Below are 26,848 nucleotides of genomic sequence, written 5' to 3'. Positions count from 1 at the left end.
AGCTTATAGTCATATTGAATTCATAAATAATTCTGGTAAGGCCAATTTTGGCTTTACAGATGCGGTCGCGTTGGGCATGCTCCGGGCTGGCGACAACGCGAAGGAATGAGTGGTCGCTACAGATGTTAAGACACACTATTATAAATTGGGTAAACGCCACTTTAATCACAGCAGCGGAGCCGAAACCGATTTCAGTCCATAACAGATCGCAGAGGTATTCATGACATTACCGCTTATCGGCCGCCGGCTAACCGTTTTGATGGTGGCAGGGCTAATGACCCTGGGTTTAATCGCCTGTTCACAATCGTTCGGTCCTGACAGTGAGGTTGACTCCACAAGTCGACCGGTGGATGCAAATTCGACCGCAGAAACCCGCGCGCTCTTTGCGTTTTTGCGGAACCAAATGGGGCAGGGCGTGCTATTCGGGCATCAGCACGAGACCACACAGGGCCTCACCATCGATACAACCGACGGCTCCCAATCGGATACCTATAATTCGGTGGGTGACTTTGCCGCCGTCTATGGCTGGGATACATTGTCCATCGTTTCCCCCAAAATTGAAGGCGATGTGACGAAGCAAGCCGTCAAGGCGTATCAGCGCGGCGGCATCATCACCGTGAGCACTCACTTGGATAACCCGCTGACCGAAGACCAAAAGGGTGTATTCCCGGCGGGCACCTCCTGGGACACCACCCCGGCGGTGGAAGCCGCGTTGCCAGGTGGCGAAGCTCATGAGGTCTATAAAGGCTATCTCGACGAGCTGGCTGACTGGGCGTTGTCGCTCAAAGCGGACGATGGCACTCCCATTCCGGTTATCTACCGTGTCCTGCATGAAAACACTGGGAGCTGGTTCTGGTGGGGAGAGGACCAGTCCACGCCGACTCAGTATCAAGCGCTGTATCGCTTTACGGTCGATTATCTGCGCGATGAGCGCGGCGTACACAATTTCCTGTACGCCTACTCGCCAAACGCTTTTTCCCCAGCGACCGAGGCGGCGTACCTGGAGCGTTACCCCGGGGACGATTGGGTGGATGTATTGGCCTTCGACGCCTATGGGCCGGTGTCGGATAACGCCGAATGGTTTGAGACTGTGCAGGCAAACGCGGCTTTGATGGTGCGAATGGCTGAGGCCCGGGGCAAGATCGCAGCTATCGCTGAAATCGGTATTCGTGCCCCCGCGATTGAAGCCGGACAATACGACAACCAGTGGTATCGCAAGCTCCTTGAGGCCTTGAAATCTGATGAAGAGGCCCGCCGGATTGCGTACCTGCTGGTGTGGCGCAATGCACCGGAGGGTGTGGATGGCGGCAAGCCGCACTACTGGGTGCCCACGACATTACCAAAGGATCGTGAGCGCGGGACATTGGAAGATTTCCGGGCGTTTTACGCCGATGATTTCACACTCTTCAATCGTGACCTGCCAGCGGTTTACAATCGTCGCTGATACTCCGCCATTCATAGCATTCTATCCCGGCAAAAGTGAGGGGCGCGCCTACAGGGTCGTCTCCTCCCTGTGCGCGGACCACCAATCGCCAATCTCTATACAGGAGGATCCTCTCATGGCCCGTACACCATCCAATATGCTTCCCCTGGGAACCGAACTGCCCGACGCACGCCTTCCCGACCCAGCTGGAGAAAGCTGGAAACTGAGCCAGCGCATGGGCGACAAAGGGCTCTTGATTATGTTTATTTGCAATCACTGTCCCTTTGTCCTGCACATTGCCCCCTTTTTGGAAACGTTGAATGACCGGCTCAATGCGCTGGGTATTCGCTGTGTTGCGGTCAGCTCTAACGATGTTCAGGCCTACCCGGATGATGCGCCGGATAAAATGGCGGAGTTTGCCAAAGAGTATCGGCTGGCCTTTCCCTATCTCTACGATGAGTCTCAGAACGTGGCCAAATCGTTTGATGCGGCCTGTACGCCTGATTTTTTCCTGTTTGATCGCAATCAACGACTTGTTTATCGCGGGCAACTTGATGACAGCCGTCCAGGCAGCGACATCCCCGTCACCGGGGCCGATCTGCTGGCAGCGGCCGAGCAAGTGTCCCGAGGTGAAGCGCCTCCAACTGACGTTCAAAAGCCGAGCCTGGGTTGTAACATCAAGTGGAAAGCGTGATTTTTATATAAGAAAAAATGCCTGCCCCTGATCGCGTCGCTTAAAACCTCTGGCATCGCCCTCCCCAGAACGTCGGAGGGCGATGCCTTGTAAAGTAGAATCTCCTGACACGTCTGCCTGCTCTTCGCTCACAGAAACCCTGTCCTATTAAACATAACCTGTATCCATCGAAAGGCGCAGGTTTCCTCCCGTATTCCGGTTCTGTTGAAAAATGTGAGATTGTTTACCAAAAATGTGAATTCGCTCTCGTTCGCTTTTTGTTTTATCCATGTCTGTGCTCACAGGGTGAATATACTTTTTGGTGGCCTTTGGCCAACATAACAGTAAAAGGAGAGAGAGTTTTATGTGTATTTCAACAATGAAAAAACTGTGTGGAGCCGCTTTATTATCGTTGGGGCTGATCGCTCACAACGCGATTGCGCAAACAGCGGAGTGTCGTTATGTGGTCCAGAATGATTGGGGGGCAGGGGCTGTTGCTGCCATCGAAATCTCTAATACTGGGACCAGTACCATTCAGGGGTGGAATATAAACTGGCAGTATAACAGCAGTGTCATCACCAATAGCTGGGGAGCGCAGCTGAGCGGCAGCAACCCATACACCGCCAGTAACCTGAGCTGGAATGGCTTGATTAATCCAGGGGATACCGTGTCGTTTGGGGTTCAGATAGAGAATCAAGGCGCCACAGAAACCCCTGAAGTTTCAGGGAGCGTTTGTGGCAGCGCCTCAAGTTCCTCATCAGTCAGCTCCTCCAGTTCGTCGTCAAGTTCTTCATCCGTTTCCTCAAGCGCCAGTGTTTCCAGCAGCAGCTCCAGTGCTTCTGTGCCTGGAGGGCTGACGGCGGTTGAGCTCACAGAAGAAATGGGGGTGGGCTGGAACGTAGGAAATTCCCTGGATGCCATTGGTGGGGAAACCGCCTGGGGTAACCCATTGATTAATCAGGCGTTAATTGATGCTGTTAAAGCGGCCGGCTTCGACACCATCCGGGTGCCCGTGGCCTGGAGCAAGTTCTCAGACCCGGCGAACTTTGTGATTGAGCAAAGCTGGATGGAACGGGTCGAGGACGTTGTTAACTACGCCCTGGATGCGGATATGTATGTGATTATGAATATTCACTGGGATGGTGGCTGGATGCAGCCGACCTTTGCGGACCAAGCATATGTCACCAATCGGTTGAGCATTATGTGGGAGCAAATTGCCGGGCATTTCGAGTCTTATGATCACCGCCTGTTGTTTGCTGGCACCAATGAAGTCATGGTGGAGGGGGATTACGGTACGCCCACCGAGGAGTATTACACCGTGCAGAACAGCTTTAACCAGACCTTTGTCGATACGGTACGCGCCACCGGCGGTAACAATGCGGATCGTTATCTGGTGGTGCAGGGTTTCAACACCAATATTGATCATACAGTGAACTTTGCCGATATCCCCGCGGATACGGTCACTGACCGGTTATTGATGGAAGTGCATTATTACGACCCCTACAACTTTACTCTCAACGAAAGCAGCAATATTACTCAGTGGGGCTCCATCGCCACCGATCCTGGAGCGACGGAAACCTGGGCCAACGAATCCTATGTGGATACTCAGTTTCAGCGTATGAAAACACACTTCGTAGACCAGGGCATTGGCGTGATTCTGGGTGAATACGGTGTTATTTCCCGCCAAAACGTCCCGGGCCACGACGTCTATCGAAATTACTGGAACGAGTACATTACCGAGTCGGCATTGGCGCATGGGATGGTGCCGGTCTATTGGGATAATGGCTATGCGGGCAATGGTGGTTTTGCCTTGTTTGATCGCTTCAGCGGCAATGAGATCGAACCGGCCCTTATTGACGTGTTGACGGGTGCCGGTAACTGAGTGAGCCGACAGGCTCTTGTAATGTGAAGACCCCAGCAGCAATCGGGCGGTCTGGCTGCCCGATTGCTGCCTGTTCACGGCAATGTCAAGCCCTTGGGTGCCTGATTGTTAGACTTTGTAAAGGGAGGTGAAACTGAATTGACAATAATGCTGCCTGGGCAGTAAGTTGACTCTCATGGAGGTTTCATGGTCCGACAGCTAACCGATACTTGTCACTGCGAACAGACGCTAAACCCCAAGGCCGATATTGGATGGTTGTTGGTGACCGCCAGCGATTATCTTTGCGCGCGAGCCGACGAGCGCCTTAAACCGTTGGGCTTGACTGCGGCGCAGTATGGCGTGATCGCCAACCTGACTCGCGGGTTTGAAACCCCGGCTCAGCTGTGCCAGCAAATGCGTTACGACCGTGGCGCCATGACCCGCTTGCTTGACCGTATGGAGGCCAAGGGCCTTGTGGTGCGCAAGCCGCACCAAAATGATCTTCGCTCCGTACGAGTCTGCTTAACTGGAAAAGGGCGGGCCATTCAGCCCGAGATTGCCCCGGTCATCGACCAGCTTTACCAACAGGCACTGGCCGGCCTGTCCGACTCCGAAGCCCGTCAGCTATCCATACTGCTTAGCCGGGTAATTGCCCGATTAAAGTAACCGTACTGGAGGGGGGCGCCATAGAGCCTGCCCTACACAGTCAATTAAGGAGAGGTATCATGCGTCAGCCTCGCTCTGAGAAAGTGAAGGATATGTCCAGGGATATTATCGAACGCCTGAGATTTTTTGCTGGCGTTAATGGTGAAGGCCATCTTGAACTGCTGCACCGAGGACGCTTTGCCAACGCCAACGTCTACCGTTATAGAGCGGAAGGGTTGGATTGCGTCATCAAGGACTACTCGCACTGCCATCCGCTGATTCGCCAAACGCTCGGTCGGTTTTTTGTGCGCCGGGAAGTCACCGCTTTGCGTCGGCTTACAGGGGTGAGCGGTGTCGTGTCCAATTTTTGCCGTTTGGGAAACTTCACTCTGGCCTACCCTTATGTCGAGGGGTTGTCGCTGCGGGAGTTGCAGAGCCGGGGCGAAGTGCTGTCGGAAGACTTTTTTGGTGAGCTGGAAAAAACCATCATCCAGATGCACCGGCGTGGCGCATCTGGATTTACGAAATTTGGGCAATGTATTGCGTGACCCCGACGGCAAGCCGCACATTATTGATTTTCAGTCGTCCATCAGCTTCCGCTGGTTGCCCCGCTGGTTACAAAGTGCCATGCGCGGTGCGGATGTCTCCGGAATTTATAAAGGCTGGCAAGCCGTTTGCGGTGTACCCCTGCCGAAACTGAAACAGCGCTTTTTCAACAGCTTCAATGATTGGCGGAAAATCTGGGTGTTTCGCGGCTACGACACGTTCACTGCTCCTTTCAGAGGGCTGTTTCGCTGGACGCCGCTGAAAGCAATCTCCATCAGCATGGCGGTGATGTATCTGGTCGGATGCTTTTACCTGTTGCGATGAGAACCACCGCAGGTCTCCGCTTATTGGATGAATAATGAGTAAACTGGATCAAAGACAACGTTGCCTTTGGGTGGCATTTACGTCACACTACCTCTCTGTACAGCGAGCTTTTCGGGGATAATGGATATTTTTAAGGCTTTATTGATAAAGGTACGAGAATAATGATCCGACATTTCACATTCTTGGTAGTAACGCTGGCCCTTTGGGGCTGCGGTGATAACTCGACGCCCGCTCCAGAAACGGCTCCCGAGCCGGACAAGGCGGCCGAACAAACGCTGATGCCGCACATCGTGCCCGCCCCCCAGGATATCCGTATGATGGGCAAGCAGTTGATGTTCGGCAATGAGGTCAACCTCGTGGTGGACTCCGGGGCTCCCGACAGTGCGGCGGCGATCAAAGCCTTGCTGGAAAGACTGAACATCCGTCACAGCGATGATGCAGACACGATCGTTCAGTTGCTTCTGGACAGCCGTGTTGATCGAGGTGATGAAGGTTACGAAATGATGATCACGGATGACATTATTGTTCGCGCACCGACCGACACTGGATTGTTCTATGCGGTCCAAACGTTGCGTCAACTGCTGCCTGCCACCGAACAGAAGGCGTACCTGCTGCCCTGGATGATGATCGCGGATGAGCCTCAGTACGAATGGCGCGGCAGCATGGTGGATGTGGCCCGTAACTTTTTTGAACTGGAGTACCTGAAAACGCACATCGAACGCATGGCGCTGTTTAAGCTCAACCGCCTGCACCTGCATCTGAGCGATGATCAGGGTTGGCGGTTTGAGGTGAAAAGCTGGCCCAAGCTGACGGAAGTCGGGGGTTCTTCCGCGATTGATGGTAACGACGGAGGGTTTTACACCCAGGAGCAGATGCGCGAGCTGGTTGAGTTTGCCGCGCGCCATCAAGTGGAGGTTGTGCCTGAAATTGACCTGCCCGGCCATACTCAGGCGGCGATTGCGTCCTACAATGAGCTGGCCTGTGATGATGTGGTGACCAGCCCCGTGCAGAATAACTGTGAAGACGCGGCCGGTGAGGCGCGCCTGGAGCTGTACGAAGGCACCTGTGTAGGTTTCAGTGCGCTTTGTGCCAGCGAAAAGCCGGATCTGGTTTACGGCTTTGTCGAAGATGTGCTGCGAGAAGTCGCTGATGTCTTCCCTTTCGAATACCTTCATATTGGCGGTGATGAGGTGTTGAACGAGGAAGCTGACGCTTTCCCGGAGTTCATTACCCGAACGGATCAAATCGTGGAAAGCCTGGATCGCAAACTGTTGGCGTGGGAAGAGGCCTCGGCGGGGGATATTCGCTCCAATTCCCTGTTGCAATTCTGGAATGACGACTATGACATTGAGCCAGCGCTGGAGCAGGGCATTCATCGCGTGTTGTCGCCCTGCAGTTATGCCTACATCGATCATGGTAATTATGACGGGCAGCCAGATGTGTATACCTGGTGTCGTGCCGAAGGGGTTCCGCTGGAGCGGGTGTACAGTTTAGTGCCGGAAGATTACTCGCAATCGGTGGGTGTGGAAGCGGCGATGTGGAGCGAGCTGGTGGATAGCGAAGCGAAGGCCGACAATCGTTTGTGGCCACGACTGGCTGCGACCGCCGAGATATCCTGGACGCGCCAGGACGGGCGTGACTACGACGCATTCACGGAGCGTCTGTCAAAATTACGTGGACACTTTGATGCAATGGGTATCGAGTACTATCCGGCGCCAGAACTTGGCTGGGATGAGTGATACGTTTGCTGCCCCGAGCCGATAGCGACTGACCCATAAAAAAAACCGGAGCCTGCAGGCTCCGGTTTTTTTATGGAGAAGCACGGCAAGCCTTAGTCTTGTTGTTCCCTGGCGATAGCTCGGTAGGCAATATCGTTGCGATAGTACACGCCGTCCCACTGGATTTTTTCCACCAGTTCATAAGCGCGTTGCTGCGCTTCACTGACGGTATCGCCCAGTGCCGTAGCGCACAGCACCCGCCCACCGTTGGTAACGACCTGGCCGTCGACTTCCTGAGTGCCCGCATGGAAGACACGCTCTCCCGGTGTTTCTTCGGTGGGCAGACCTGAAATTGCGTCGCCTTTGCGATAGCTTCCCGGATAGCCGCCAGCGGCGAGTACAACGCCAACCGCAGCGCGTTCGTCCCACTCGGTCGTCATTGAACCCAGCTTGCCTTCCAGCGCGGCCAGGCACAGTGCTGTCATATCGGATTTCATGCGCAGCATGATCGGCTGGGTTTCGGGGTCACCAAAGCGGCAGTTGTATTCAATAACTTTGGGTTGCCCGTCTGGTGTGATCATCAGTCCGGCGTAGAGGAAGCCTGTGTAGGGATTGCCCTCAGCGGCCATACCTTCCACGGTGGGGACAATCACCTGCTGCATGATACGCTCGTGTACTTCGGGTGTAACCACGGGCGCGGGGGAATAAGCGCCCATGCCGCCCGTATTGGGGCCAGTATCACCATCGCCCATGCGCTTGTGGTCCTGGCTGGTGGCCATGGGTACGATATGCTTGCCATCGACCATGACGATAAAGCTGGCTTCTTCACCGGTCAAAAATTCTTCGATCACCACACGACAGCCAGCATCGCCAAACGCATTGCCAGAGAGCATATCGCGCACGGCTTCCTGAGCCTGCTCCAGGGTTTCGGCGACGATGACGCCTTTACCCGCCGCCAGGCCGTCAGCCTTGACCACAATCGGCGCGCCTTTCTCGGCAAGATAGGCCAGTGCGGGCTCCACCTCCGTAAAGGTCTGGTAATCGGCGGTTGGTATCTTATGGCGGGCGAGAAAATCCTTGGTGAAGGCTTTCGATCCTTCGAGCTGCGCTGCGCCTCTGCTGGGCCCGAAGCAGGGTAATTGTCGCTCCGTAAAATAATCCACCACACCTTCTACGAGTGGCGCTTCCGGGCCGACGATGGTCAGGCCGATGTGATTATGTTGCGCAAACTCAGCCAGTGCCGGAAAATCCAAAACATCGATAGCGACGTTTTGCAATTTGTTTTCCAGTGCGGTGCCGGCATTGCCGGGCGCCACGAACACCGTTTCCACGTCAAGGCTTTGTGCGGCTTTCCAGGCGAGGGCGTGTTCTCGACCACCGCCACCGATGACCAGTAGGTTCATGGTTTGGACCTTTTGGTTATGAATCGATAGAGAAGAGCGGATGCCGACTCAGGCCGCATCCGCTCTCCGGGTTTATGTCAATGCCGGAAGTGTCGCATGCCGGTGAAGACCATGGCGATGCCATGCTCATCGGCGGCGGCAATCACTTCTTCGTCGCGCATGGAACCGCCGGGCTGAATCACCGCTGCGATGCCAGCAGCCCCGGCGTTATCCAGTCCATCGCGGAACGGGAAAAAGGCATCGGAAGCCATTACCGACCCCTGTACCTCCAGGCCGGCATGTTCAGCTTTTATTCCAGCAATGCGAGCGGAGTTTACGCGGCTCATCTGACCGGCGCCGACGCCAATGGTCTGGTTGTTCTTCGCGTACACAATGGCATTGGATTTAACAAACTTGGCCACTTTCCAGGCGAACAGCAAGTCGCGAATTTCCTGTTCGGTGGGGGCGCGTTTGGTGACGACTTTCAGGTCGACTTCGGCGACCATGCCGTTGTCGCGATCCTGTACCAGCAGGCCGCCATTGACACGTTTATAGTCCAGGCCAGCAACGCGCTGCTTATCCCATTGGCCGCAGACCAGCAGGCGAACATTTTTCTTGGCGCTCACCACCGCAACGGCGTCGTCCGACACGCTGGGAGCAATGATGACCTCCACGAACTGTCGCTCGACAATAGCTTTGGCGGTGTTGCTGTCCAGTTCGCGGTTAAACGCAATAATGCCGCCGAAGGCCGACTCCGGGTCGGTGGCAAACGCCAGGTCGTAGGCGGTCTTCAGGTCCGCTGCTGTGGCCACGCCGCAGGGGTTGGCGTGTTTGACGATCACGCAGGCGGGTGTCTCAAAGCTTTTCACACATTCCAGTGCGGCATCCGTATCCGCCACATTGTTGTAGGACAGCTCTTTACCCTGAAGCTGCCTGGCGGTGGCGATGCTGGCTTCTGCGGGATGTTTTTCCACGTAAAAGGCGGCTTTCTGGTGCGGGTTTTCGCCGTAGCGCATTTCCTGGGTTTTCAGGAACTGGCTGTTGAAAGTGCGCGGGAAGTGCTCGCTTCCGCCCTCGACCTGGCGACCAAAGTAATTGGCAATGGCGCCATCGTAGGCGGCCGTATGCTCGTAGGCTTTGATGGCCAGATCGAAACGGGTGGCGTAGGTCGTCTTTCCGTCGTTGGCATCAAGCTCGGCCAGAAGGCGAGAGTAGTCGCTGGCATTGACAACGATGTTGACGTGGGCATGGTTTTTGGCGGCAGCGCGCACCATAGTGGGCCCGCCGATATCAATATTCTCGACCGCATCTTCCAGGCTGCAATCAGGGTTGGCCACGGTTTGCTCAAAGGGGTAGAGGTTAACCACCACCATATCGATAGCGCTGATGTCATGCGCCTTCATTACGGTATCGTCCTGGCCGCGCCGTCCGAGAATGCCGCCGTGTACTTTCGGGTGTAGTGTCTTGACACGCCCATCCATCATTTCCGGGAAGCCGGTATAGTCGGAGACTTCCACGGCGGGGATACCACTGTCTTTTAACAGCCGGAAAGTACCCCCAGTGGACAGGATTTCCACGCCGCGCTCATGCAGGGCCTGGGCGAATTCCACGATGCCGGTTTTATCGGAAACACTGATGAGCGCCCGGTTCACGGGTGCGAGTTCGTTAGCGCTGGTCATGGTTGGCGAAAATCCCCCAATGCCTGTTTTAAAATAGGTGGTTACAAATGCAAAGGGGGTGGTTGTACCCACCCCCCTTAAAACCTGTGTGTCTGCGTGTCAGAGCAGGTCGTATTGCTTGAGCTTCTTGCGCAGCGTGCCGCGGTTCAGGCCCAACACCTGAGCGGCGCGAGTCTGGTTGTGGCGAGTATATTTCAGAACGATTTCCAGCATGGGCGCTTCCACTTCTGCCATGACCATGTTGTAAACATCGCTGACAGGCTGGCCATCGAGATTTTGGAAGTAGTTTTCCATGGCCTGCTCCACGCAACCGCGAAGCGATTGTCCTTGCATGGTGGTGGTCGTGGCGGGACCGGGGTTGTCCATAGGAACGTCTGCCAAAAGGTTTTCTGCTGTGTTCATGCCGCTTTGTCCTCTCTTTCTATCAGCTGTTCAAAGTATTTCTGAACGCTGTCGAGTTGTTCTTGAGCGTTGTCCATACGGTTAAAGGCCTGGCGAAACCCGTCGCTGTCAGGCACCGTCTGCAAGTACCACCCCAGGTGCTTGCGTGCGATGCGAGGGCCCATAACGGTGCCGTAAAAACCGTAAAGATCTCGCAAATGACTGCTGAGAATGTCGCCGATTTCAGTCAACGACGGTTCGAGAAATAGCTTGCCATAACGCAAGTAATGATCGATTTCCCGAAAAATCCAAGGGCGTCCCTGTGCCGCACGACCGATCATTACAGCCTGAGCGCCGGTTTTATCGAGAACCTCACGCGCTTTGCGCGGAGAGTCGATGTCGCCGTTGGCGAATACCGGGATACTGACAGCCCTTACTACATCGGCCAGTGTGTCGTATTCGGCGTCGCCGTTATAACGGTCGGCGCGAGTGCGACCGTGTACGGCCAGCGCCTGGATGCCGAGCTCTTCGGCCATGCGGGCAATGTGCACCGCATTGCGATGATCGCGATCCCAGCCGGTGCGAATCTTCAACGTTACCGGCAGATCCACTGCCTTGACCACGGCCTCGAGAATGCTCGCTACCAGTGGTTCATCGCGCAAAAGCGCAGATCCGGCGGCCTTTCGACAGACTTTTTTGGCCGGACAGCCCATGTTGATATCAATAATCTGCGCGCCGTTGTCGGCGTTCAGACGGGCTGCGTCCGCCATCATATCCGGATCGCCACCTGCAATTTGTACCGAAATGGGTTCGGCTTCACCAGTGTGATCCAGGCGCAAGCGGCTTTTACGGCTGTTCCAGAGCGAGGCGTCGGAAGTTACCATTTCGGACACTACCAGCCCGGCTCCCAGCTGCCGACACAGTTGCCTGAAAGGGCGGTCTGTCACGCCCGCCATGGGAGCGAGGATCACCTGGCTGTCAATCCGGTGGGGGCCTACCTGAAACACGCGATTTTACCCTGATCCAAAAGTGCCGGAAACGCGCTGCCTGTCTGTTTCAGCACTTTACCGACCGCCTCAGAAAAGGGGGGCTATGATACCCGTTTGATGCCGAATTGGGAACGAGCAAACGCGTAAAACTGGTGTTTTTTTGAGCGAATTTACTAAGGTGCGGAAACGGTCGGCCCAGGGAGGGTAAATCAGGCGCCAGGAATATAGGCGCGATAGTTGACGGCGTCGGGACCGGGATCGATCAGCTCCAGCGTGAGGTGGATTGGCTGGTTGGCGGGCATGATGCGGCGCCCGGACAGCTCTCCGGAGAGGTACTCAGACGGTTTGAACTGTCGCACAGCGAGCATTTCGCCGTCGAGCCCGCTGAATTCCAGCACCAGGTCCGGGAAGGGTTGGGAGAATGGGGCGGTATTGAGCAATATGGCATCCACCATCAATGCACCAACGCGCTCTGGATGATCGCGGACCACCAGATTATAGGCGCGGATACGCGACGGATCGGTCAGGTCCGGCACGGTGCAGCCTAATACGGAGCAGACCGAAACGTACAGCGAGCGGTAGGGTTCCTGCCGACTCAATCGATCAAACTGCAGCCAGGCCATCTGGACGACGGTAAGCGATAAAGCAAGGACTACCAGGGTAGGCCACAACCAGCGCCGTTTGCGTCTCGGCTTGCGATGGCCCTGCATTTCGACGGGGCCGGGATCGAAGTGTGCGAGAAACGGTGTGTCGACCTCTTCTTCGGGGAGGGCAGTCTCTTCTTGGCTTTCGTTGTCGCTGCCTTTGTCGCTATCGGTCAATTGAAATGGCAGGCTGGGGTCGTGTGCCGGGCTGTCGACTTGGGGTTCCGTTTGGGGTGCGGCTTGACTCTCTGGAGGGGCGGGTGCTTCGTCAGACTCTTCCTCCAGCAAACTCATAGCCCAGGATTCGTCGGCGTTCTCTTTTTCTCCAGAGTCCTCCTCCTCCTGAGGCGCACGCTCGAACAGGGACCGAGTGGAGTGAGTGTGCAGTGAGTCACCCACACCGTAGGGGTCACGGACTTCCGGATCGTCCTTCTGATCCATATCATCACTGATCAGAAAGTCATCGTCATCCCCGAGTTCAGCATCAATTTGTGACTGGTCGAACAGGAAGCGGCTGTTTTCCTCCGGCTGGGGGGAAGACTCGGTCGGGGAACTCTGGCTGGTTTCCGAGGGTGATGCCGGGGTTGTAGGCTCGTTCCCGATCAGGTGCTCCCGCGCCTTGAATACACACAGGCAGGCACCGCACCGAACGGCGCCGCGGGCCGATTGCAGTTGCGCAGCTGTAATGCGAAATGAGGTGCCGCACTGAGGACAGCGGGTGACCATTTTGACGGCGGTGGTGTTATTCGGGCCCGGTTGGTGTTGATCCATGGTTGTGTGCCAGTGCTCCCCCGGAGGACGTTCAATGGCGGCGTTTTATGCCGGTCAGCCGAACCCACTCGTCACGCTCGGCCACCGGATCGAAATCAAACCAGGGGCGGTAGGCATCCATGACGGCTTCGGCCTGAGTGGACAGAATGCCAGACAGGCAAATACGGCCGCCCGTCTTGGTCATTTGTTGGAGCTTGGGAGCGAGTTTAACCAGCGGGCCAGCCAGAATATTAGCAAGCATGATGTCAGTCTGTACATTGGGGCAGCGCTCCGGTAAATAGACCGGCATGGCGTCTTCGGCCAGTGCGTTACGGCCTGCGTTGTCCCGGGTGGCAGTTAAGGCTTGCGGATCGATATCCACACCGATGACACGTTTGGCCCCCAACAGCAACGCGGCTACCCCCAGAATGCCGGAGCCACAGCCATAGTCCACCAGTTGCTGTTCTGTCACGTCCTGTCCGTCGAGCCACTCCAGACACAGAAATGTGGTGGGGTGGGTGCCGGTGCCGAAAGCCAGGCCCGGGTCGAGCATTAGGTTGACCTTGTCTGGCTCTGGCGGCGACTGCCAGCTCGGACACACCCACAACCGTTCGCCGCAACGAATGGCGTGGTAGTGGCTCATCCATTCGCGTTCCCAGTCCTTGTCCTCGAGCGGTTCCCAGCGGTATTGAGGGAGTTCGCGGCCCCAGGCATTAGTGATCCGTCCGGTCACCGTAGCGGTGTCAATTTCGGCATCGTACAGGCCGGTCAGACAGACCTGATCCCAGAGCGGCGTCTCCCCGAGTGCCGGCTCAAGAATAGGTTGGTCAGCGTTGTCTTCCAGCGTCACCGAGGCGGCGCCGCTCGCCAGAAGCAGTTCTTCGAGCGATTCGGCGCAGTCCCGGTCAGTGGTCAGTTTCAGTTGCAACCAGGGCATAGTGTCAGCTATTCAGCTTCTTCTCCAGGTAGTGAATGTTGACGCCACCTTTGCGGAACTCATCGTCCCGTGTCAGCCACTGTTGCAACGAAATATTGGTGCGAATGCCTTCGATGATGGTTTCATCCAGAGCGTGACGCATCCGGTTCAGCGCTTCCTCCCGGGTTTCGCCGTGCGTAATAATTTTGGCGATCATCGAGTCGTAATTCGGTGGCACGGTGTAGCCACTGTATAAGTGAGAGTCCACGCGAACACCAAAGCCACCGGGTGGATGGAACCCTTTTACCAGCCCCGGGCAGGGCATAAAGGTTTTCGGGTCCTCGGCGTTGATCCGGCACTCGAAGGCGTGGCCGCGAATAACCACATCCTCTTGCTTGATCGACAGTTTTTCGCCGGAGCAGACACGAATTTGCTCCTTGATAATGTCGATGCCGGTGACCATTTCGGAAACCGGGTGCTCTACCTGAATACGGGTGTTCATTTCGATAAAGAAGAAGCGTCCGTCTTCGTACAGGAACTCGAAGGTGCCGGCGCCTTTGTATTTCATGTTAATGCAGGCTTGCACGCAGGCTTCAGCAGTCTGCTGGCGAACATCGTCCGGGATGCCCGGCGCGGGTGCTTCTTCGATGACTTTCTGGTGGCGGCGTTGCAGGGAGCAATCGCGATCGCCCAGGTGAATGGCGTTGCCCTGGCCATCGGAGAGTACCTGAATTTCCACGTGGCGCGGATTCTGCAAGAATTTTTCCATGTACACCGTATCATCACCGAACGCGGATTTGGCCTCGTTCTGGGTGATGTGTATGGAGTTCATCAGGGACGCTTCGGTGTGCACCACACGCATACCGCGGCCACCGCCGCCAGCGGCCGCTTTGATAATCACAGGGTAACCGATGTCGCGGCCAATCTGCTGGCAACGCTCGCGATCATCGCTCGGCAAGGGGCCGTTGGAGCCGGGCACGGTGGGGACGCCGGCTTTTTTCATGGCGGCAATCGCGGCCACTTTGTCGCCCATGGTGCGAATAGTGTCGGGATCCGGGCCGATAAAAACGAAACCGCTTTTTTGCACCTGCTCGGCAAAATCGGCGTTTTCCGCCAGGAAACCGTAGCCGGGGTGTACCGCCACGGAGTCGGTGACTTCCATGGCGCTGATAATGGCCGGAATGTTCAGGTAGCTCTGCGGCGACGGGTTGGGCCCGATACATACGGATTCGTCGGCCAGGCGGACGTGCTTCAGATCGCGATCCACTTGGGAGTGCACCGCCACGGTTTTGATGCCCATTTCCTTGCAGGCGCGCAGAATGCGCAAGGCAATCTCACCGCGGTTGGCGATTAATATTTTGTCAAACATAAACCATATCCTCGACGCGGGATTTAGACGATCGTGACCAGGGGCTGATCAAACTCAACCGGCTCGCCATCTTCCACCAGAATGGCTTCCACCACGCCGGCTTTGTCCGCTTCGATTTGGTTCATCATTTTCATCGCTTCAACGATGCAGATGACATCGCCGACTTTAACGTGCTGACCCACTTCCACGAATGAAGGAGAGCCCGGGCTCGGTGCACGATAGAATGTACCTACCATGGGCGATTTCACGACGTGACCGTTATGGTTGGCGGCGGGTGCGGGTTCGCTGCCGTTATCGGCCGCCGGGGCTGCCGGGGTCGGCGCAACGGGAGCGGCTGGCGCGGCCGGGGCGGGCGCCGCCGTGTAATAGGTCGCGTTTGGATTATTGCGGCTGATACGGACGGATTCCTCGCCCTCTTTGATTTCCAGCTCGCCGATGTCGGACTCTTCCAACAACTCAATCAGTTTTTTAATTTTGCGAATATCCATTGGGTCCTCTCTTTAATCAACGGATGAATAATTAACGACAGCAGTGTGCCATAGCGTCATGGCGCCTCTGCTCAGGATGTTGATGTGTCCAGTTGGCGAATGGCCGCAGCCATTGCCAGCTCATATCCCTGGGCACCGAGTCCGCAGACCACACCCCGGGCGATATCGGAAAAATAAGAGTGCTGGCGAAACGGTTCCCGCGCATGCACATTAGATAAGTGCACTTCGATAAAGGGAATGGCTACGCCGAGCAGAGCGTCCCGAAGCGCCACACTGGTGTGCGTGAACGCGGCGGGATTAAACAGGATAAAGTCCACGCCCTCATGACGGGCATCATGAATGCGGTCGATCAGTTCGTATTCGGCGTTGCTTTGCAGGCTGAGGCAGTGGTGTCCCGCCGCATGGCATTGTTCGGTCAGGGTCTGATTAATGGTTTCAAGGGTTTGGGCGCCGTAAATGCCGGGCTCGCGCTGCCCGAGCAGATTCAGGTTGGGGCCGTGTAAAACCAGAATGGTCGCCATGATCAATCCCATATCGCCGTTGGCACATTATGGAGGCGAGTTTGCCGGAAAATTGTCACAGTGTCCACGGCCTAATTGGGGTTTTGCCAAATTCTCTCCAAATGGCTGCAAGATGGCAGACGTTCGGCTGTTTATTTTGCTTGTAATACGATTTGAGATGAAATTTGCGCGGGCCGAGTCGTCATTTTGAGCGACAAACCCGGCGTATTGCAGGCAAGATGGGCGATGATGTTCGAAAATTCCAAAAAATGCTGCTAATTTCTCGAAAATTGATAGAAAAAGGCGTTATTGGGGGCGGGCTCCTTCGGCCAAGCGTTCCAGTAAATCCCCTTTTCGTAAAATTTGCGGCAATATGTGCCCCGGCCCCTCGTGGTCGGCGGGGAACCAAAGGTAAAGAGGGACACCACTCCGACCGTAGTCGCTGAGGACTTGAGTGACGGCGGCGTCCCGATTCGTCCAGTCACCTTTCAGGGTTGCGACGTTGTGGCGGTCAAACGCGTCCTGCACCTCCTGAGTATCCAGTGTCACGCGTTCGTTGGCCAGACAGGTCAGGCACCAGTCGGCTGTCAGGTTGATGAATACCGGCTTTCCCTCTGCCCGTAGGGCAGCGAGCTTGGTGGCGGAGTACGCTTGCCAGCGCTCCTCGTTCGCGTCGGGCTGCAGCGCTCGCCACGGTAAAATAATGACAGCCGCCCAGGCAAAACCCACCAGAGCAACGCGCAGCCACTGGGTGGTGGGACGCCGGGGCTGGCGGGTCAGCAGCCAGCCAGCGAAGGCTATGGCCACCGCTCCGGTTCCGACGGCGGCCACTGCGTCGGCGCCCGCCTGACGACTGAGTACCCACAGCAGCCAGACCGCCGTCAGGTACAGCGGAAATGCCAAAAACTGCCGAAGGCTCTCCATCCAGGGGCCGGGGCTGGGGAGGTGGCGGACCAAGGCGGGCAAGTAGCACAGCACCAATAGTGGCAGTGCCATGCCAAAACCCAGGGCGATAAAAACGCTCAGGCTGGTGAGTGCCGGCTGTGTCAGTGCGTACCCCAGGGCGGCACCCATAAAGGGAGCGGTGCAAGGGCTTGCTACCACTGCCGCTAAAACGCCGGTAAAGAAGGAGCCGCTCAGGCCGCCACTGTGTGTCAAACGCTCACCGACGCCCATCCAGCGCGATCCCATCACCAGCAACCCGGACAGGCTCAGCCCAAGAATAAAAAAGAGGTAAAACAGAGCGGCGATCAGCCCGGGTGATTGCAGTTGGAAACCCCAGCCGATGGCCTCGCCGCCGTGACGGGCGGCCAACAGTATGCCGGCGAAGAGGGCAAAACACAGAATCACCCCGGCGGTGTAGGCCCAGCCGTGGAGCGGCAAGCGCTTGCCGTGCGCCTGAGCCAGCCCCATGACTTTAATGGACAGTACCGGGAACACGCAGGGCATCAGGTTCAGGATCATGCCGCCGAGGAGCGCGATCAGTAAAATGTAAGGAAGTGACGCGGACGGGGTCGAAGGAGCGTTGTTGGCGCCACCGCTTGAGGTGGGCGCGGCGTCGGCCGGAAAACCGTCAGTGATTGTTACGCGGCTCTCGGCAGGGTTTATCTGCAAATAATCGGTGTGTGGCGGGTAGCAAAGGCCCGCATCCGCACAACCTTGCGATTGCACCGCCAGAACGAAGGGCGGTGCGTCTTCGGGAATCGTCAGGCGAAGGGTGGCGCTGCCGTAATACACCGCCATGTGTTTCTCAAAGTACTCGTCATACTTTTCCGTTGTGTTGTCGCTAAAACGGGGGGTGAGGGTGAACGGCTCTGGCTGCGCTGTAAACCCGAAACGCTCCTGATAGAGATAATACTCTGGAGCGATCTCCCAGTTCAGGACCAGTTCTCCTTCATAGAAACGGGTTTCGAGCTGGAAGGCTTCGGTTACCGGCAAGAAATCATTGTTTCCGCCGAGCAGGTTGCTGCCCCCGGTGCTGGACTGTTGGTCCCCGAGCAAATTCTGGGACAGGGCTGACTGGCTCCACACGCCAAGTACGGTAAAAAGCACGGTAAAGAGCACGAGCAAATGGCGACGAAGCGCGATCAGCCCCCTGGCGGGGCGAGCATCGGTAACCGGCATGAGGGAGCCGTCTCCTTAGTTTGGGTGACGAAGGGGACACCGGGCGGTATGATGACCTTCGGTATCCCCTGATGTTCACTGTCGTGGGACCCTGACTCTACCGGATAAGTTCGAGTTCGGCCGAATCCAGAGCCCCGTTGATGTACTCAAAACGGATACGCGTGCCCAGGGTCTTGCCGCACAGGTACGCAGGGGGTAGTGTAGCGAATTCCGATCCGAAAAGCCGCCACTGGTTACAGCGGAGACCAAGTTTGTGAGCCGTCTTTGGACACTCTTTCAGCGCGTTCTTTATTGGCGTTCGGCCATAGCGGGCCTGCGCACGGCTGGTACAGGGCTCGCTTTATCCGCGTTTTTAATGGCTTGTGCTGGTCCGCAAGAGAGACCGGTTGTAACCCAGGCCAACACGCCTGCGCCCACGCCTGCGCCCACGCCTGCGCCCGCACCCTCTCGAGAGCCACCGATCCAGCAGTGGCTGGATCAGGCTGATCGAGCACTGTCCGCTGACCGCCTGCTTTCTCCATTGGGCGATAACGCCCATGATCGCTACCGCGCGGTATTGCTCTATGAGCCAGACAACCGTCGCGCCATTTCGGGGTTGCAGGCGATCGCGTTGCGCTATCTGGAACTGGCCCGCCTGGCGGCGGCACGAGGGGCGTTCTCCCAGGCCGAAGGGTATTTGGGGCTGGCCGAGGAGGTGGACCCGGGCAATCCTCTGGTCGCTGAGTTTGCCGAGAGGGTCGACTCCCAGCAGGTGCATCTTCAGCACATCGATATCGAAGCGGAATCGGTAGTTCGTCTCGATCCTGGCGCCTTGGGCGCTCGCTCTGGCCTGATCGTCGCGCAACTGCAAGCGTTGGCTAAACAGGTGCGTGATTCGGGTGAGTTCGTGTTGATTGTGAGCCGCACCGACGCCGAAGGCCGGTGGATTTATCAGCAAATGCGGGACGCGGTGCCGAATCATCTGCTAAGGGGAGATATCCAGCTGGGCTCTCCGCCGAGGGTGGAGCTGCAGCCACCGCTCTGACGTCACGGTTTACGACAATAATAACGGAGGTGTCTTTATGTCGAGCGCTAGCATCAGGAATTTGACCGTAGCGTCGATGCTGGGCGCCCTGGGTTTGCTCGGCGTGAGTGTACTGAGTGTGAGTGCGCTGGCTCAGGATCATCCGGTGAGCGTTGACAATGCGACATTGCGTGAACCCTTGCCCGGTAAAAACGTAACCACTGCCTACTTCGACGTTATCAATGCCTCCGGGAAACCCCGTGAGTTGGTGGCGGTAGAAAGTGGACTGACGGATCGTGTGGAGCTTCACCAGCATCGCCACGAAGGTGGCATGATGCAGATGCGAGAAGTGTCATCCGTTGCGTTGCCGCCAGAGGCAACGGTGCGTTTCGAGCCCGGGGGTTATCACATCATGCTATTTGGGTTGAGTGAACGGCCCGAGCGAGGCCGCCCTGAAACGCTGGTGTTGCGCTTCGCGGATGGTGAAACCCTGGCGGTGGAGGCCGAGGTGGTGAGTGTCATGGATGAAAAGGGTCAGGGCGACGACGGGCATTCGCACCACCACCGCCACTGACCTTGCTTTACCATCCACGCGTTATCCCACGCTTTATCGCCCTTATAGTGGATCGATGATGCTATTCAATGGCCAGATAGGGGCGAAGGGCTTGCGCCCATAACTCATACCCTTTGGCATTCAGGTGTAAACGGTCGTCAATAAACAGTTCCTCGCGGGGTTCGCCTCGCTCATCGAGCAGGACAGAGGCAAGATCCACATAGGTCAGCTGTTCATGGTCGTCGCAATATTCGGCGATGGCCTGGTTTACCGACTGGCTTTTTGCCCAGAGGTGGGCGCGGCTGCCACTGGGCTTGATGCTGATAAACAGGATTTCCGTGTCCGGGAAGCGCTGCTGAACCAGGCCGGCAAATTCCTTGAAGTTGGCCTCAATGGCCTCGGCGGAAAAACCGGCCGCCACATCGTTATCGCCTTCATACAGCACAATCTGTCGGGGCGCGTAAGGGGTGACCATGCGGTTGAAATAGTGCAGCGCTTCGGGGAACGTGGAACCTCCGAACCCGCGGTTCAACCGGTCCACGTTTGGAAAGAAGCTATTCAGGTCCCATAGGCGGATGCTGGAGCTGCCGTAAAAGAGGATTTGTCCTTTTTCGGGGGCGTGCTTTTTGTCCCAGGCTTCGTAGCGAAGGATCTCGTTTTCATACCGGTCCAGATCAATATCGGGCTCCGCAGCCTGCAAGGAGAGGGAGAACAAGAGCAAGGTCAGCAATGCGCCAACAGTGGGGAGGGAGGGGTTCATGGTTGGGCTCCTCAGATGTCACTTGATTGAATTTGCGCTGGACTCACCAGACAACTGTCTACTAAAGTTGGAGCACACTCGCGCATCGGAAAACAAAGGATAGCATTATGCCCGTCTCCAGGTTCAAAGCGTTTTGGTTACACTGGCAGCGCAAGCTTCGCGACGGCGTCTCCGACGCCCGGGAGGATGCTTCCCGCTCCAGCTTATGGTTGCGCGGTGGTATTGCGCTTATCGCCGTATACCTGTTGGTGATGGCGTTGCTGGGCGTGTACTGGAGCCAGACGCCGGATAGCTTTGTTGTAGAGGAGTTCGTGACTCGCCAGGTGGAAGACCGCGGGGGTGAGCGCGAGCGTGGGGCGGTGATGACGTCGGCATTAATCGGCGTCGCTCAGACGTTGCTGGAAAAACCCGGCGGTTACCTGACCAATGATATCACCCCACCAGGGCTGTGGCTGGATAACATGCCCAGCTGGGAATATGGCGTAGTGATTCAGGTGCGGGATGCCAGTAAAGCCATGCGCGAGGCATTCAGTCGCTCTCAGTCTCAGTCCCGTGAAGATCAGGATCTGGCGTTGGCCGAATCGCGCTTCAATTTCAACACCGACAGCTGGATCATGCCCGCCACCGAGGGGCAGTATCGAGAAGGTATCGAATATACCCGCCGCTACCTTGATCGGTTGACGGGCCTGAACGATAACCGTGCTGAATTCTATACGCGTGCCGATAATCTGCGTTACTGGCTCAGTACCGTTGAAACCCGGCTGGGCAGTCTCTCGCAGCGGCTGAGCGCCAGTGTGGGCCAGCGTCGCCTCAACACCGATCTCCCTCCGCGTCTGAGCGAAAGTCAAGCGTCGAACACAACAGATTCCGGGGAAGTAGTGGTGAAAACGCCCTGGCATCAACTCGACAATGTTTACTACGAAGCACGGGGTTCGGCATGGGCTCTGATTCACTTGCTTAAGGCCGCTGAAATTGAATTTGCCGATGTACTTGAAGACAAAAATGCCCGTGTCAGTCTGGGTCAAATTATTCGGGAATTGGAAGCGACGCAGCGCTCCCTGATGAGCCCCATGATTCTCAATGGCAGCGGCTTCGGGCTACTGGCAAACCACTCTTTGGTGATGGCGTCTTATATCTCTCGTGCCAATGCGGCACTGATCGATTTGCGAAGCTTGTTGGATCGGGGGTAGGGTATTGCGCGTTATTTCTCGACGCTGATGGGAGTACCAGCGACGGGAAATAGTTTGCTCAGGGCAACGTCCAGGTAGAGCGCAGCGGCGGGTAATAGTAAGCAAAGCGACAAAACCATAAACCATACCGCATGCTTGGCCAACTCTTTCGTCATAATTTACTTTACCTCATGTTCATGTCGTCGCTTTCTTTCTTATTTATGCGTGGATTGTCATTCCCCTTAAGTCTTTGTTTTACGATGATTTAATCCCATATGACAAACTGACTTTGTAAAATTGTGTCAAGGTTTCACTTGCGGGGCCTGGGCTTCTGTGTCAACAGAAGTCTTACATTAGGCGTTGCAAGCGTTGGCCCTTTTTGGTACCTTTGGTCGCCCCATTCGACCTGGAGCGCCCACCAGCGCGTGTAACGGTCTCCGTTTCCGGCGTCGTCCCCTGAATCCAAGCTGCAGATGTAACCTGCTGGATGAATTTTTTGAACGCAACTAGCTCCCCTCTATTGCTGAACGATTCCACCGCGATGGGCTCTTGCTTGAGCCAGCGAAGCGCGGCGGGCTGGTCGGTGTTGATACTGATTGCAGCGGTAGTGGGAATGGTTGAGGTACTGGCCTACTCTGGGCTGCTCTTCGATATGGGAGAGCTGATGCCCGCCCTGCGCAACACCATTGCGCTGGAGGGGTTGGCCAGCATGGGGTTGGCGGCGTTGTTGCTGTCTGACCTGTTAATTTATCGACATTACCTGTTATTTCTTTCCTTTTTTAAAGCGTTGCGTTCGGCGTTTTTACGCACGCTTCGCACTCTGTATCCGCCGGCTCCAGCGGCGTATACGGCACCGCGCCATGCGCACGGCTGCCGTGCTCCCCCCTCTTTTAGCTGATTCCTCAGCGCTCTACCGAATGCTGCATCGTCACGTGCGCTGAATTGGCGTCAATGTTTCGTTGCGCTTTCTTTCTGCCTGTGTGTGCGTAGGCAGGCCTAGTCAACTTCTGTCTTGAGAGGATATTTCCTCGTGTTAGTTCGTAGCCTTAGAAATGCTGCGCTGGCGATCGCTACGTGTTTAGTGGCGGGTTGTCAGGGCGGCGTGCTCGACCCCAAGGGCCAAGTGGGCGTCGATGAAAAATATCTGATTATCGTGTCAACGCTGTTGATGCTGCTGGTCGTGATTCCGGTCATTGTCATGACGTTGTACTTTGCCTGGAAATATCGCGAAGGAAGAGACGGTGAAATTTATGCACCGAAATGGGCGCACTCCACCCGGATTGAAACCACGATCTGGCTGGTGCCGGTTGCGATTATCGTGGTACTGGGGGGGATAACCTGGTACTCGACCCATGCCCTGGACCCCTATAAACCGTTGGAACATCCGAGTGAGCCGCTGACGGTTGAAGTGGTTTCCCTGGACTGGAAGTGGCTCTTTATTTATCCCGAACAGAACCTGGCATCGGTGAATGAAGTGGTTTTCCCTGTGGATGTGCCGGTGCGTTTCAAGATCACGTCGGAATCCAATATGAACTCGTTTTTCATCCCCCAGCTGGGCAGCCAGATCTACTCCATGACGGGCATGGCGACCGAGGTAAACCTGATTGCCAACGAAGCGGGGAGCTACCAGGGGATATCGGCCAATTTCAGTGGTGAAGGATTCTCGGATATGCAGTTTCGGGCAATCGCAACCGATAAAGCTGGCTTTAACCAGTGGGTGGCTTCAGTGAAAGAGACAGGTGAATCCTTGAGCAAGGCTCGCTATCGAATGTTGGCGCATCCCAGTGAAGATCACCCGATTGAGCACTTTGGTTCGGTCAGCGATGGGCTGTTCCACGAGATCGTTGATCGCTACATGAAGAATTACAACGACTGGAATCGCGACCGTCATATGGAACACGGTTCTCACTCCGGTGACCGGTCCCACGATAATTCCGCGACTCACAAACATCCGGCCGCTGCGCGTGGCACAGATAACGCAGAGGAGGCCTAGGAACTATTATGTCTATATTCGGCAATTTGACGCTTGAGGCCATCCCGTTCCACGAGCCCATCATCATGGGAACGCTGGCGGTGGTGGGTCTGGTAGGGCTGGCGATTGCGATCGCCATCACCCGTTATAAAAAGTGGGGGGTGTTGTGGTTTGACTGGCTGACGTCGGTGGACCATAAACGTCTCGGTGTTATGTACATTGTGCTGGCCCTAGTGATGCTGGTGCGCGGTTTTTCTGACGCGATCATGATGCGAGCTCAGCTGGCGCTGGCAACGAATGGCGCGGAAGGGTACTTGCCGCCGGAGCATTACAATCAGATTTTCACCGCACACGGTGTGATCATGATTATGTTCATGGCCATGCCGTTTATGATCGGACTGATGAACATTGTCCTGCCGCTTCAGATCGGTGCTCGTGATGTAGCTTTCCCTTTCCTGAATAACCTGAGCTTCTGGCTATCCGCAGGCGGCGCTGTGCTAATCAATATTTCTTTGGCGCTGGGGGAGTTTGCCAAAACAGGCTGGATGGCGTATCCGCCGTTGTCGGAGTTGTCCTCCAGTCCGGGGGTAGGGGTCGACTACTACATATGGGCGTTGCAAATATCGGGCATTGGCACCTTGCTGACGGGGGTGAACTTCCTGGTAACGGTATTTCGTATGCGCGCGCCCGGCATGAAACTCATGGATATGCCCATTTTCACTTGGGCGTGCACCTGGGCGAATATTTTGATTGTGGCTTCGTTCCCCATTCTCACGGCTGTCCTGGGACTGCTGACACTGGACCGTTATCTGGATTTTCATTTCTTCACCAAGGCCGCTGGCGGCAACGCCATGATGTATATCAACCTGTTCTGGGCGTGGGGCCATCCGGAAGTCTACATTCTCATTTTGCCCGCCTTTGGTATTTTTTCCGAAGTGATTTCCACATTCACCGGTAAGCGGTTGTTCGGCTACAAATCCATGGTATGGGCCAGCGGTGCCATTTCAGTGCTTGGCTTCATCGTTTGGTTACATCACTTTTTCACCATGGGTTCCAGTGCCGACGTCAACGCCTTCTTTGGCATCATGACCATGATTATTGCGGTTCCCACCGGGGTCAAACTTTTCAACTGGCTGTTCACCATGTATCGCGGCAGGCTGCGATTAACCGTGCCGGTGCTGTGGACGCTGGGCTTTATGGTGACCTTCACTATCGGGGGTATGACCGGGGTGTTGCTGGCCGTACCGGGGGCGGATTATGTGCTGCACAACAGCCTGTTTTTGATTGCCCATTTTCATAACACCATCATTGGCGGTGCCGTGTTTGGTTATCTGGCTGGGTTTTCGTTCTGGTTTTCCAAAGCCACGGGTTTTCATTTGAATGAGCGCTTGGGAAAAGCCTCTTTCTGGTGCTGGCAGGTGGGTTTTTACATCGCATTTATGCCACTGTACGTGCTCGGCTTTCTGGGTATGACCCGACGATTGAACCATACCGATAATCCGGACTGGAACCTCTGGTTGTACATCGCCGGCGTAGGGGCCGTGATTATTATGGCCGGTATCGTGTTGCAGTTCGTTCAGCTCTATGTGGCATTTCGAGACCGCGAACAGAATCACGACCTCAGTGGCGACCCCTGGAATGGCCATACGCTGGAGTGGTCGACCGCCTCCCCGCCGCAGTTTTACAACTTCGCTGTGATACCGCAGGTACATGACATTGACGCTTTTACGGAGAGTAAAGAGCGAGGTATCGCTTATCAACAGCCCGAGCGCTACGTCCCTATTCATATGCCGAAAAATACCGCCGCCGGGATGTTGATCGCCGGTGCATTGACCCTTTTCGGCTTTGCGGCCGTCTGGCACATCGGCTGGTTGTCGGTGGTAAGTCTGGTAGCGGCTCTGGTCTTTTTCCTGACACGGGCCTATAGCCGCAATGTGGATTACTACGTTCAGCCCGATGAGATCGAACGTATTGAAGAGGCCCATCTGGCGCTGGTACAGGAGGCTTCCGCATGAATACCATGAGTCAATCAATCCCCATCAGCCCGGTGGCTGGCGGTGCTAATGGGCCAGAGCACGAGCATCACGATACGGGTGAAACCACACTGTTTGGCTTTTGGCTCTACCTGATGACTGACTGCTTGCTGTTTGCTTCAGTGTTTGCCACGTACGCCGTTTTATTTATGAATACCGCTGGCGGCGTGAATGGTCGGGAAATTTTCGAGCTGAATTATGTGTTGGTTGAAACGGCGGCACTGCTATTGAGCAGTATCACTTATGGATTTGCCATGATTGCGGCTCATCGACAACAGCGCCCGGCCACCCTGGGATGGCTGCTGGTGACGTTTGCACTCGGTGCCGTTTTTATTGGTATGGAGATCAATGAATTTCACCATTTAATTCAGGAAGGGAATGGTCCGTCCCGCAGCGCATTTCTCTCCTCGTTTTTTGCACTGGTGGGAATGCATGGTCTACACGTGACGGCTGGCCTGGTTTGGATGGCGATTATGATGCTGGAAGTCATCAGGCGCGGGCTTGGCAGTAGTACCATCACCAGGCTGAGTTGCCTTAGTCTGTTCTGGCACTTTCTGGATATTGTATGGGTGTGTGTCTTTACCGTGGTTTATTTGATGGGGGTTCTGTAATGAGTGGGCATTCCGCAACTGGACACGACGTTGACCATGGCAGTGTGTCTTCCTATTTGGTTGGATTCGCGCTGTCCGTGATTCTGACGGCTATTCCATTCTGGGCGGTGATGACCGGCGCTTTTAGCAAGAGCGTTACCATTCCGTTAATTGTCACCATGGCCGTGGTGCAGGTGATCATTCACCTGAAATATTTTCTGCACCTTAACTTTTCCATTGCCGGACGTGCCAACAGCTTTGCCTTTCTGTTTACGGCGCTGATCATCATTATGGTGGTGGGACTGTCCGTGTGGATTATTTACAGCGCCAACAGCATGATGATGCATTGAGGGGCA

The 26,848-nt window shown here is 55.9% G+C and carries 26 protein-coding genes; 15 read left to right on the top strand and 11 right to left on the bottom strand.

Annotation, left to right across the window (positions count from 1 at the left end):
• Positions 1-220: 220 nt before the first annotated feature.
• The 7 genes from ACQCLF_RS01400 (at position 221) to ACQCLF_RS01370 (ending at position 7,211) form a co-directional block, all read left to right on the top strand.
• On the top strand, positions 221-1,444 hold the full coding sequence (locus ACQCLF_RS01400; protein WP_426984449.1) for a glycosyl hydrolase: 1,224 nt from the start codon (positions 221-223) through the stop codon (positions 1,442-1,444).
• 115 nt (positions 1,445-1,559) lie between these two features.
• Positions 1,560-2,117: a thioredoxin family protein gene (locus tag ACQCLF_RS01395; protein ID WP_426984448.1), complete on the top strand. Its 558-nt coding sequence runs from the start codon at positions 1,560-1,562 to the stop codon at positions 2,115-2,117.
• A 343-nt stretch (positions 2,118-2,460) separates the two neighbouring features.
• Positions 2,461-3,978, top strand: a complete 1,518-nt coding sequence (locus tag ACQCLF_RS01390) for a cellulase family glycosylhydrolase (protein WP_426984447.1) — start codon at positions 2,461-2,463, stop codon at positions 3,976-3,978.
• Between the two features lie 186 nt (positions 3,979-4,164).
• Positions 4,165-4,623, top strand: a complete 459-nt coding sequence (locus ACQCLF_RS01385; protein ID WP_426984446.1) for a MarR family winged helix-turn-helix transcriptional regulator — start codon at positions 4,165-4,167, stop codon at positions 4,621-4,623.
• 59 nt (positions 4,624-4,682) lie between these two features.
• Positions 4,683-5,150, top strand: a complete 468-nt coding sequence (locus tag ACQCLF_RS01380; RefSeq protein WP_426984445.1) for a hypothetical protein — start codon at positions 4,683-4,685, stop codon at positions 5,148-5,150.
• Positions 5,131-5,472 carry a hypothetical protein gene (locus tag ACQCLF_RS01375; RefSeq protein ID WP_426984444.1) on the top strand — a complete coding sequence of 114 codons (342 nt, stop codon included), beginning with the start codon at positions 5,131-5,133 and terminating at the stop codon, positions 5,470-5,472. Before ACQCLF_RS01380 ends, ACQCLF_RS01375 begins: the two co-directional genes overlap by 20 nt.
• Positions 5,473-5,633: 161 nt before the next feature.
• Complete coding sequence (locus ACQCLF_RS01370; protein ID WP_426984443.1) at positions 5,634-7,211, top strand: beta-N-acetylhexosaminidase; 1,578 nt, start codon at positions 5,634-5,636, stop codon at positions 7,209-7,211.
• Between the two features lie 92 nt (positions 7,212-7,303).
• On the opposite strand, the gene purD is transcribed toward ACQCLF_RS01370, so the two are convergent.
• The 10 genes from purD to ACQCLF_RS01320 form a co-directional block, all read right to left on the bottom strand.
• A complete protein-coding gene (gene purD / locus ACQCLF_RS01365) occupies positions 7,304-8,593 on the bottom strand; it encodes a phosphoribosylamine--glycine ligase (RefSeq protein ID WP_426984442.1) in 1,290 nt (429 codons plus the stop codon).
• A gap of 77 nt (positions 8,594-8,670) precedes the next feature.
• The gene (gene purH, locus ACQCLF_RS01360; protein ID WP_426984440.1) at positions 8,671-10,251 is read right to left on the bottom strand and encodes a bifunctional phosphoribosylaminoimidazolecarboxamide formyltransferase/IMP cyclohydrolase; all 1,581 of its coding nucleotides are present in this window, start codon (positions 10,249-10,251) and stop codon (positions 8,671-8,673) included.
• Positions 10,252-10,350: 99 nt separating this feature from the next.
• Positions 10,351-10,653, bottom strand: a complete 303-nt coding sequence (fis, locus tag ACQCLF_RS01355) for a DNA-binding transcriptional regulator Fis (protein WP_426984439.1) — start codon at positions 10,651-10,653, stop codon at positions 10,351-10,353.
• Positions 10,650-11,639 carry a tRNA dihydrouridine synthase DusB gene (gene dusB, locus ACQCLF_RS01350; protein WP_426984438.1) on the bottom strand — a complete coding sequence of 330 codons (990 nt, stop codon included), beginning with the start codon at positions 11,637-11,639 and terminating at the stop codon, positions 10,650-10,652. The genes fis and dusB overlap by 4 nt, the downstream gene beginning before the upstream one ends.
• Before the next feature lie 191 nt (positions 11,640-11,830).
• Positions 11,831-13,036: a DUF3426 domain-containing protein gene (locus tag ACQCLF_RS01345; protein ID WP_426984437.1), complete on the bottom strand. Its 1,206-nt coding sequence runs from the start codon at positions 13,034-13,036 to the stop codon at positions 11,831-11,833.
• A 31-nt stretch (positions 13,037-13,067) separates the two neighbouring features.
• A complete protein-coding gene (gene prmA / locus ACQCLF_RS01340; protein WP_426984435.1) occupies positions 13,068-13,952 on the bottom strand; it encodes a 50S ribosomal protein L11 methyltransferase in 885 nt (294 codons plus the stop codon).
• A gap of 4 nt (positions 13,953-13,956) precedes the next feature.
• Positions 13,957-15,300 (bottom strand): acetyl-CoA carboxylase biotin carboxylase subunit, encoded by a 1,344-nt coding sequence (gene accC / locus ACQCLF_RS01335; protein ID WP_426984434.1) that lies wholly within the window; start codon positions 15,298-15,300, stop codon positions 13,957-13,959.
• Positions 15,301-15,323: 23 nt separating this feature from the next.
• Positions 15,324-15,788, bottom strand: a complete 465-nt coding sequence (gene accB, locus ACQCLF_RS01330; RefSeq protein ID WP_426984433.1) for an acetyl-CoA carboxylase biotin carboxyl carrier protein — start codon at positions 15,786-15,788, stop codon at positions 15,324-15,326.
• 71 nt (positions 15,789-15,859) lie between these two features.
• A complete protein-coding gene (gene aroQ / locus ACQCLF_RS01325; protein WP_426984432.1) occupies positions 15,860-16,309 on the bottom strand; it encodes a type II 3-dehydroquinate dehydratase in 450 nt (149 codons plus the stop codon).
• A gap of 285 nt (positions 16,310-16,594) precedes the next feature.
• Positions 16,595-18,412 carry a protein-disulfide reductase DsbD family protein gene (locus tag ACQCLF_RS01320; protein WP_426984431.1) on the bottom strand — a complete coding sequence of 606 codons (1,818 nt, stop codon included), beginning with the start codon at positions 18,410-18,412 and terminating at the stop codon, positions 16,595-16,597.
• Between the two features lie 253 nt (positions 18,413-18,665).
• On the opposite strand from ACQCLF_RS01320, the gene ACQCLF_RS01315 reads away from it, so the two are divergent.
• Together ACQCLF_RS01315 and ACQCLF_RS01310 are read left to right on the top strand one after the other, a co-directional pair.
• Positions 18,666-19,436 carry a hypothetical protein gene (locus ACQCLF_RS01315; RefSeq protein ID WP_426984430.1) on the top strand — a complete coding sequence of 257 codons (771 nt, stop codon included), beginning with the start codon at positions 18,666-18,668 and terminating at the stop codon, positions 19,434-19,436.
• A gap of 37 nt (positions 19,437-19,473) precedes the next feature.
• Positions 19,474-19,989 (top strand): copper chaperone PCu(A)C, encoded by a 516-nt coding sequence (locus tag ACQCLF_RS01310; protein ID WP_426984429.1) that lies wholly within the window; start codon positions 19,474-19,476, stop codon positions 19,987-19,989.
• 61 nt (positions 19,990-20,050) lie between these two features.
• Here ACQCLF_RS01310 and ACQCLF_RS01305 read toward each other — a convergent pair whose 3' ends face one another.
• Complete coding sequence (locus ACQCLF_RS01305; protein WP_426984428.1) at positions 20,051-20,728, bottom strand: GDSL-type esterase/lipase family protein; 678 nt, start codon at positions 20,726-20,728, stop codon at positions 20,051-20,053.
• 107 nt (positions 20,729-20,835) lie between these two features.
• Between ACQCLF_RS01305 and ACQCLF_RS01300 the strand changes: the two genes are divergently transcribed.
• The 6 genes from ACQCLF_RS01300 to cyoD all read left to right on the top strand — a co-directional run bounded on the left by ACQCLF_RS01300 (position 20,836) and on the right by cyoD (position 26,842).
• Complete coding sequence (locus ACQCLF_RS01300; RefSeq protein WP_426984427.1) at positions 20,836-21,918, top strand: DUF2333 family protein; 1,083 nt, start codon at positions 20,836-20,838, stop codon at positions 21,916-21,918.
• A gap of 475 nt (positions 21,919-22,393) precedes the next feature.
• Entirely contained in the window at positions 22,394-22,795 is a 402-nt protein-coding gene (locus ACQCLF_RS01295) for a hypothetical protein (protein ID WP_426984425.1), read from the top strand.
• Between the two features lie 132 nt (positions 22,796-22,927).
• Positions 22,928-23,890, top strand: coding sequence for a ubiquinol oxidase subunit II (cyoA, locus tag ACQCLF_RS01290; RefSeq protein ID WP_426984424.1), 963 nt, complete (start codon positions 22,928-22,930; stop codon positions 23,888-23,890).
• A gap of 8 nt (positions 23,891-23,898) precedes the next feature.
• Positions 23,899-25,884, top strand: a complete 1,986-nt coding sequence (cyoB, locus tag ACQCLF_RS01285) for a cytochrome o ubiquinol oxidase subunit I (protein ID WP_426984423.1) — start codon at positions 23,899-23,901, stop codon at positions 25,882-25,884.
• Positions 25,881-26,513: a cytochrome o ubiquinol oxidase subunit III gene (gene cyoC, locus ACQCLF_RS01280; RefSeq protein WP_426984421.1), complete on the top strand. Its 633-nt coding sequence runs from the start codon at positions 25,881-25,883 to the stop codon at positions 26,511-26,513. Before cyoB ends, cyoC begins: the two co-directional genes overlap by 4 nt.
• Positions 26,513-26,842: a cytochrome o ubiquinol oxidase subunit IV gene (gene cyoD / locus ACQCLF_RS01275; RefSeq protein ID WP_426984420.1), complete on the top strand. Its 330-nt coding sequence runs from the start codon at positions 26,513-26,515 to the stop codon at positions 26,840-26,842. The genes cyoC and cyoD overlap by 1 nt, the downstream gene beginning before the upstream one ends.
• Positions 26,843-26,848: the final 6 nt, after the last annotated feature.

It is taken from the genome of Marinimicrobium sp. ARAG 43.8 (genome assembly GCF_050113635.1).
Lineage (GTDB): Bacteria > Pseudomonadota > Gammaproteobacteria > Pseudomonadales > Cellvibrionaceae > Marinimicrobium.
The sequence above is the reverse complement of the archived record's forward strand: the minus strand, read 5'-3'. Positions and strand labels throughout refer to the sequence as shown.

Coding starts and splice junctions, on each gene's coding strand:
- ACQCLF_RS01400 (WP_426984449.1), top strand. CDS start 221: ATGACATTACCGCTTATCGGCCGCCGGCTAACCGTTTTGATGGTGGCA.
- ACQCLF_RS01395 (WP_426984448.1), top strand. CDS start 1,560: ATGGCCCGTACACCATCCAATATGCTTCCCCTGGGAACCGAACTGCCC.
- ACQCLF_RS01390 (WP_426984447.1), top strand. CDS start 2,461: ATGTGTATTTCAACAATGAAAAAACTGTGTGGAGCCGCTTTATTATCG.
- ACQCLF_RS01385 (WP_426984446.1), top strand. CDS start 4,165: ATGGTCCGACAGCTAACCGATACTTGTCACTGCGAACAGACGCTAAAC.
- ACQCLF_RS01380 (WP_426984445.1), top strand. CDS start 4,683: ATGCGTCAGCCTCGCTCTGAGAAAGTGAAGGATATGTCCAGGGATATT.
- ACQCLF_RS01370 (WP_426984443.1), top strand. CDS start 5,634: ATGATCCGACATTTCACATTCTTGGTAGTAACGCTGGCCCTTTGGGGC.
- purD (WP_426984442.1), bottom strand. CDS start 8,593: ATGAACCTACTGGTCATCGGTGGCGGTGGTCGAGAACACGCCCTCGCC.
- purH (WP_426984440.1), bottom strand. CDS start 10,251: ATGACCAGCGCTAACGAACTCGCACCCGTGAACCGGGCGCTCATCAGT.
- fis (WP_426984439.1), bottom strand. CDS start 10,653: ATGAACACAGCAGAAAACCTTTTGGCAGACGTTCCTATGGACAACCCC.
- ACQCLF_RS01345 (WP_426984437.1), bottom strand. CDS start 13,036: ATGGATCAACACCAACCGGGCCCGAATAACACCACCGCCGTCAAAATG.
- prmA (WP_426984435.1), bottom strand. CDS start 13,952: ATGCCCTGGTTGCAACTGAAACTGACCACTGACCGGGACTGCGCCGAA.
- accC (WP_426984434.1), bottom strand. CDS start 15,300: ATGTTTGACAAAATATTAATCGCCAACCGCGGTGAGATTGCCTTGCGC.
- accB (WP_426984433.1), bottom strand. CDS start 15,788: ATGGATATTCGCAAAATTAAAAAACTGATTGAGTTGTTGGAAGAGTCC.
- aroQ (WP_426984432.1), bottom strand. CDS start 16,309: ATGGCGACCATTCTGGTTTTACACGGCCCCAACCTGAATCTGCTCGGG.
- ACQCLF_RS01320 (WP_426984431.1), bottom strand. CDS start 18,412: ATGCCGGTTACCGATGCTCGCCCCGCCAGGGGGCTGATCGCGCTTCGT.
- ACQCLF_RS01310 (WP_426984429.1), top strand. CDS start 19,474: ATGTCGAGCGCTAGCATCAGGAATTTGACCGTAGCGTCGATGCTGGGC.
- ACQCLF_RS01305 (WP_426984428.1), bottom strand. CDS start 20,728: ATGAACCCCTCCCTCCCCACTGTTGGCGCATTGCTGACCTTGCTCTTG.
- ACQCLF_RS01300 (WP_426984427.1), top strand. CDS start 20,836: ATGCCCGTCTCCAGGTTCAAAGCGTTTTGGTTACACTGGCAGCGCAAG.
- cyoB (WP_426984423.1), top strand. CDS start 23,899: ATGTCTATATTCGGCAATTTGACGCTTGAGGCCATCCCGTTCCACGAG.
- cyoC (WP_426984421.1), top strand. CDS start 25,881: ATGAATACCATGAGTCAATCAATCCCCATCAGCCCGGTGGCTGGCGGT.
- cyoD (WP_426984420.1), top strand. CDS start 26,513: ATGAGTGGGCATTCCGCAACTGGACACGACGTTGACCATGGCAGTGTG.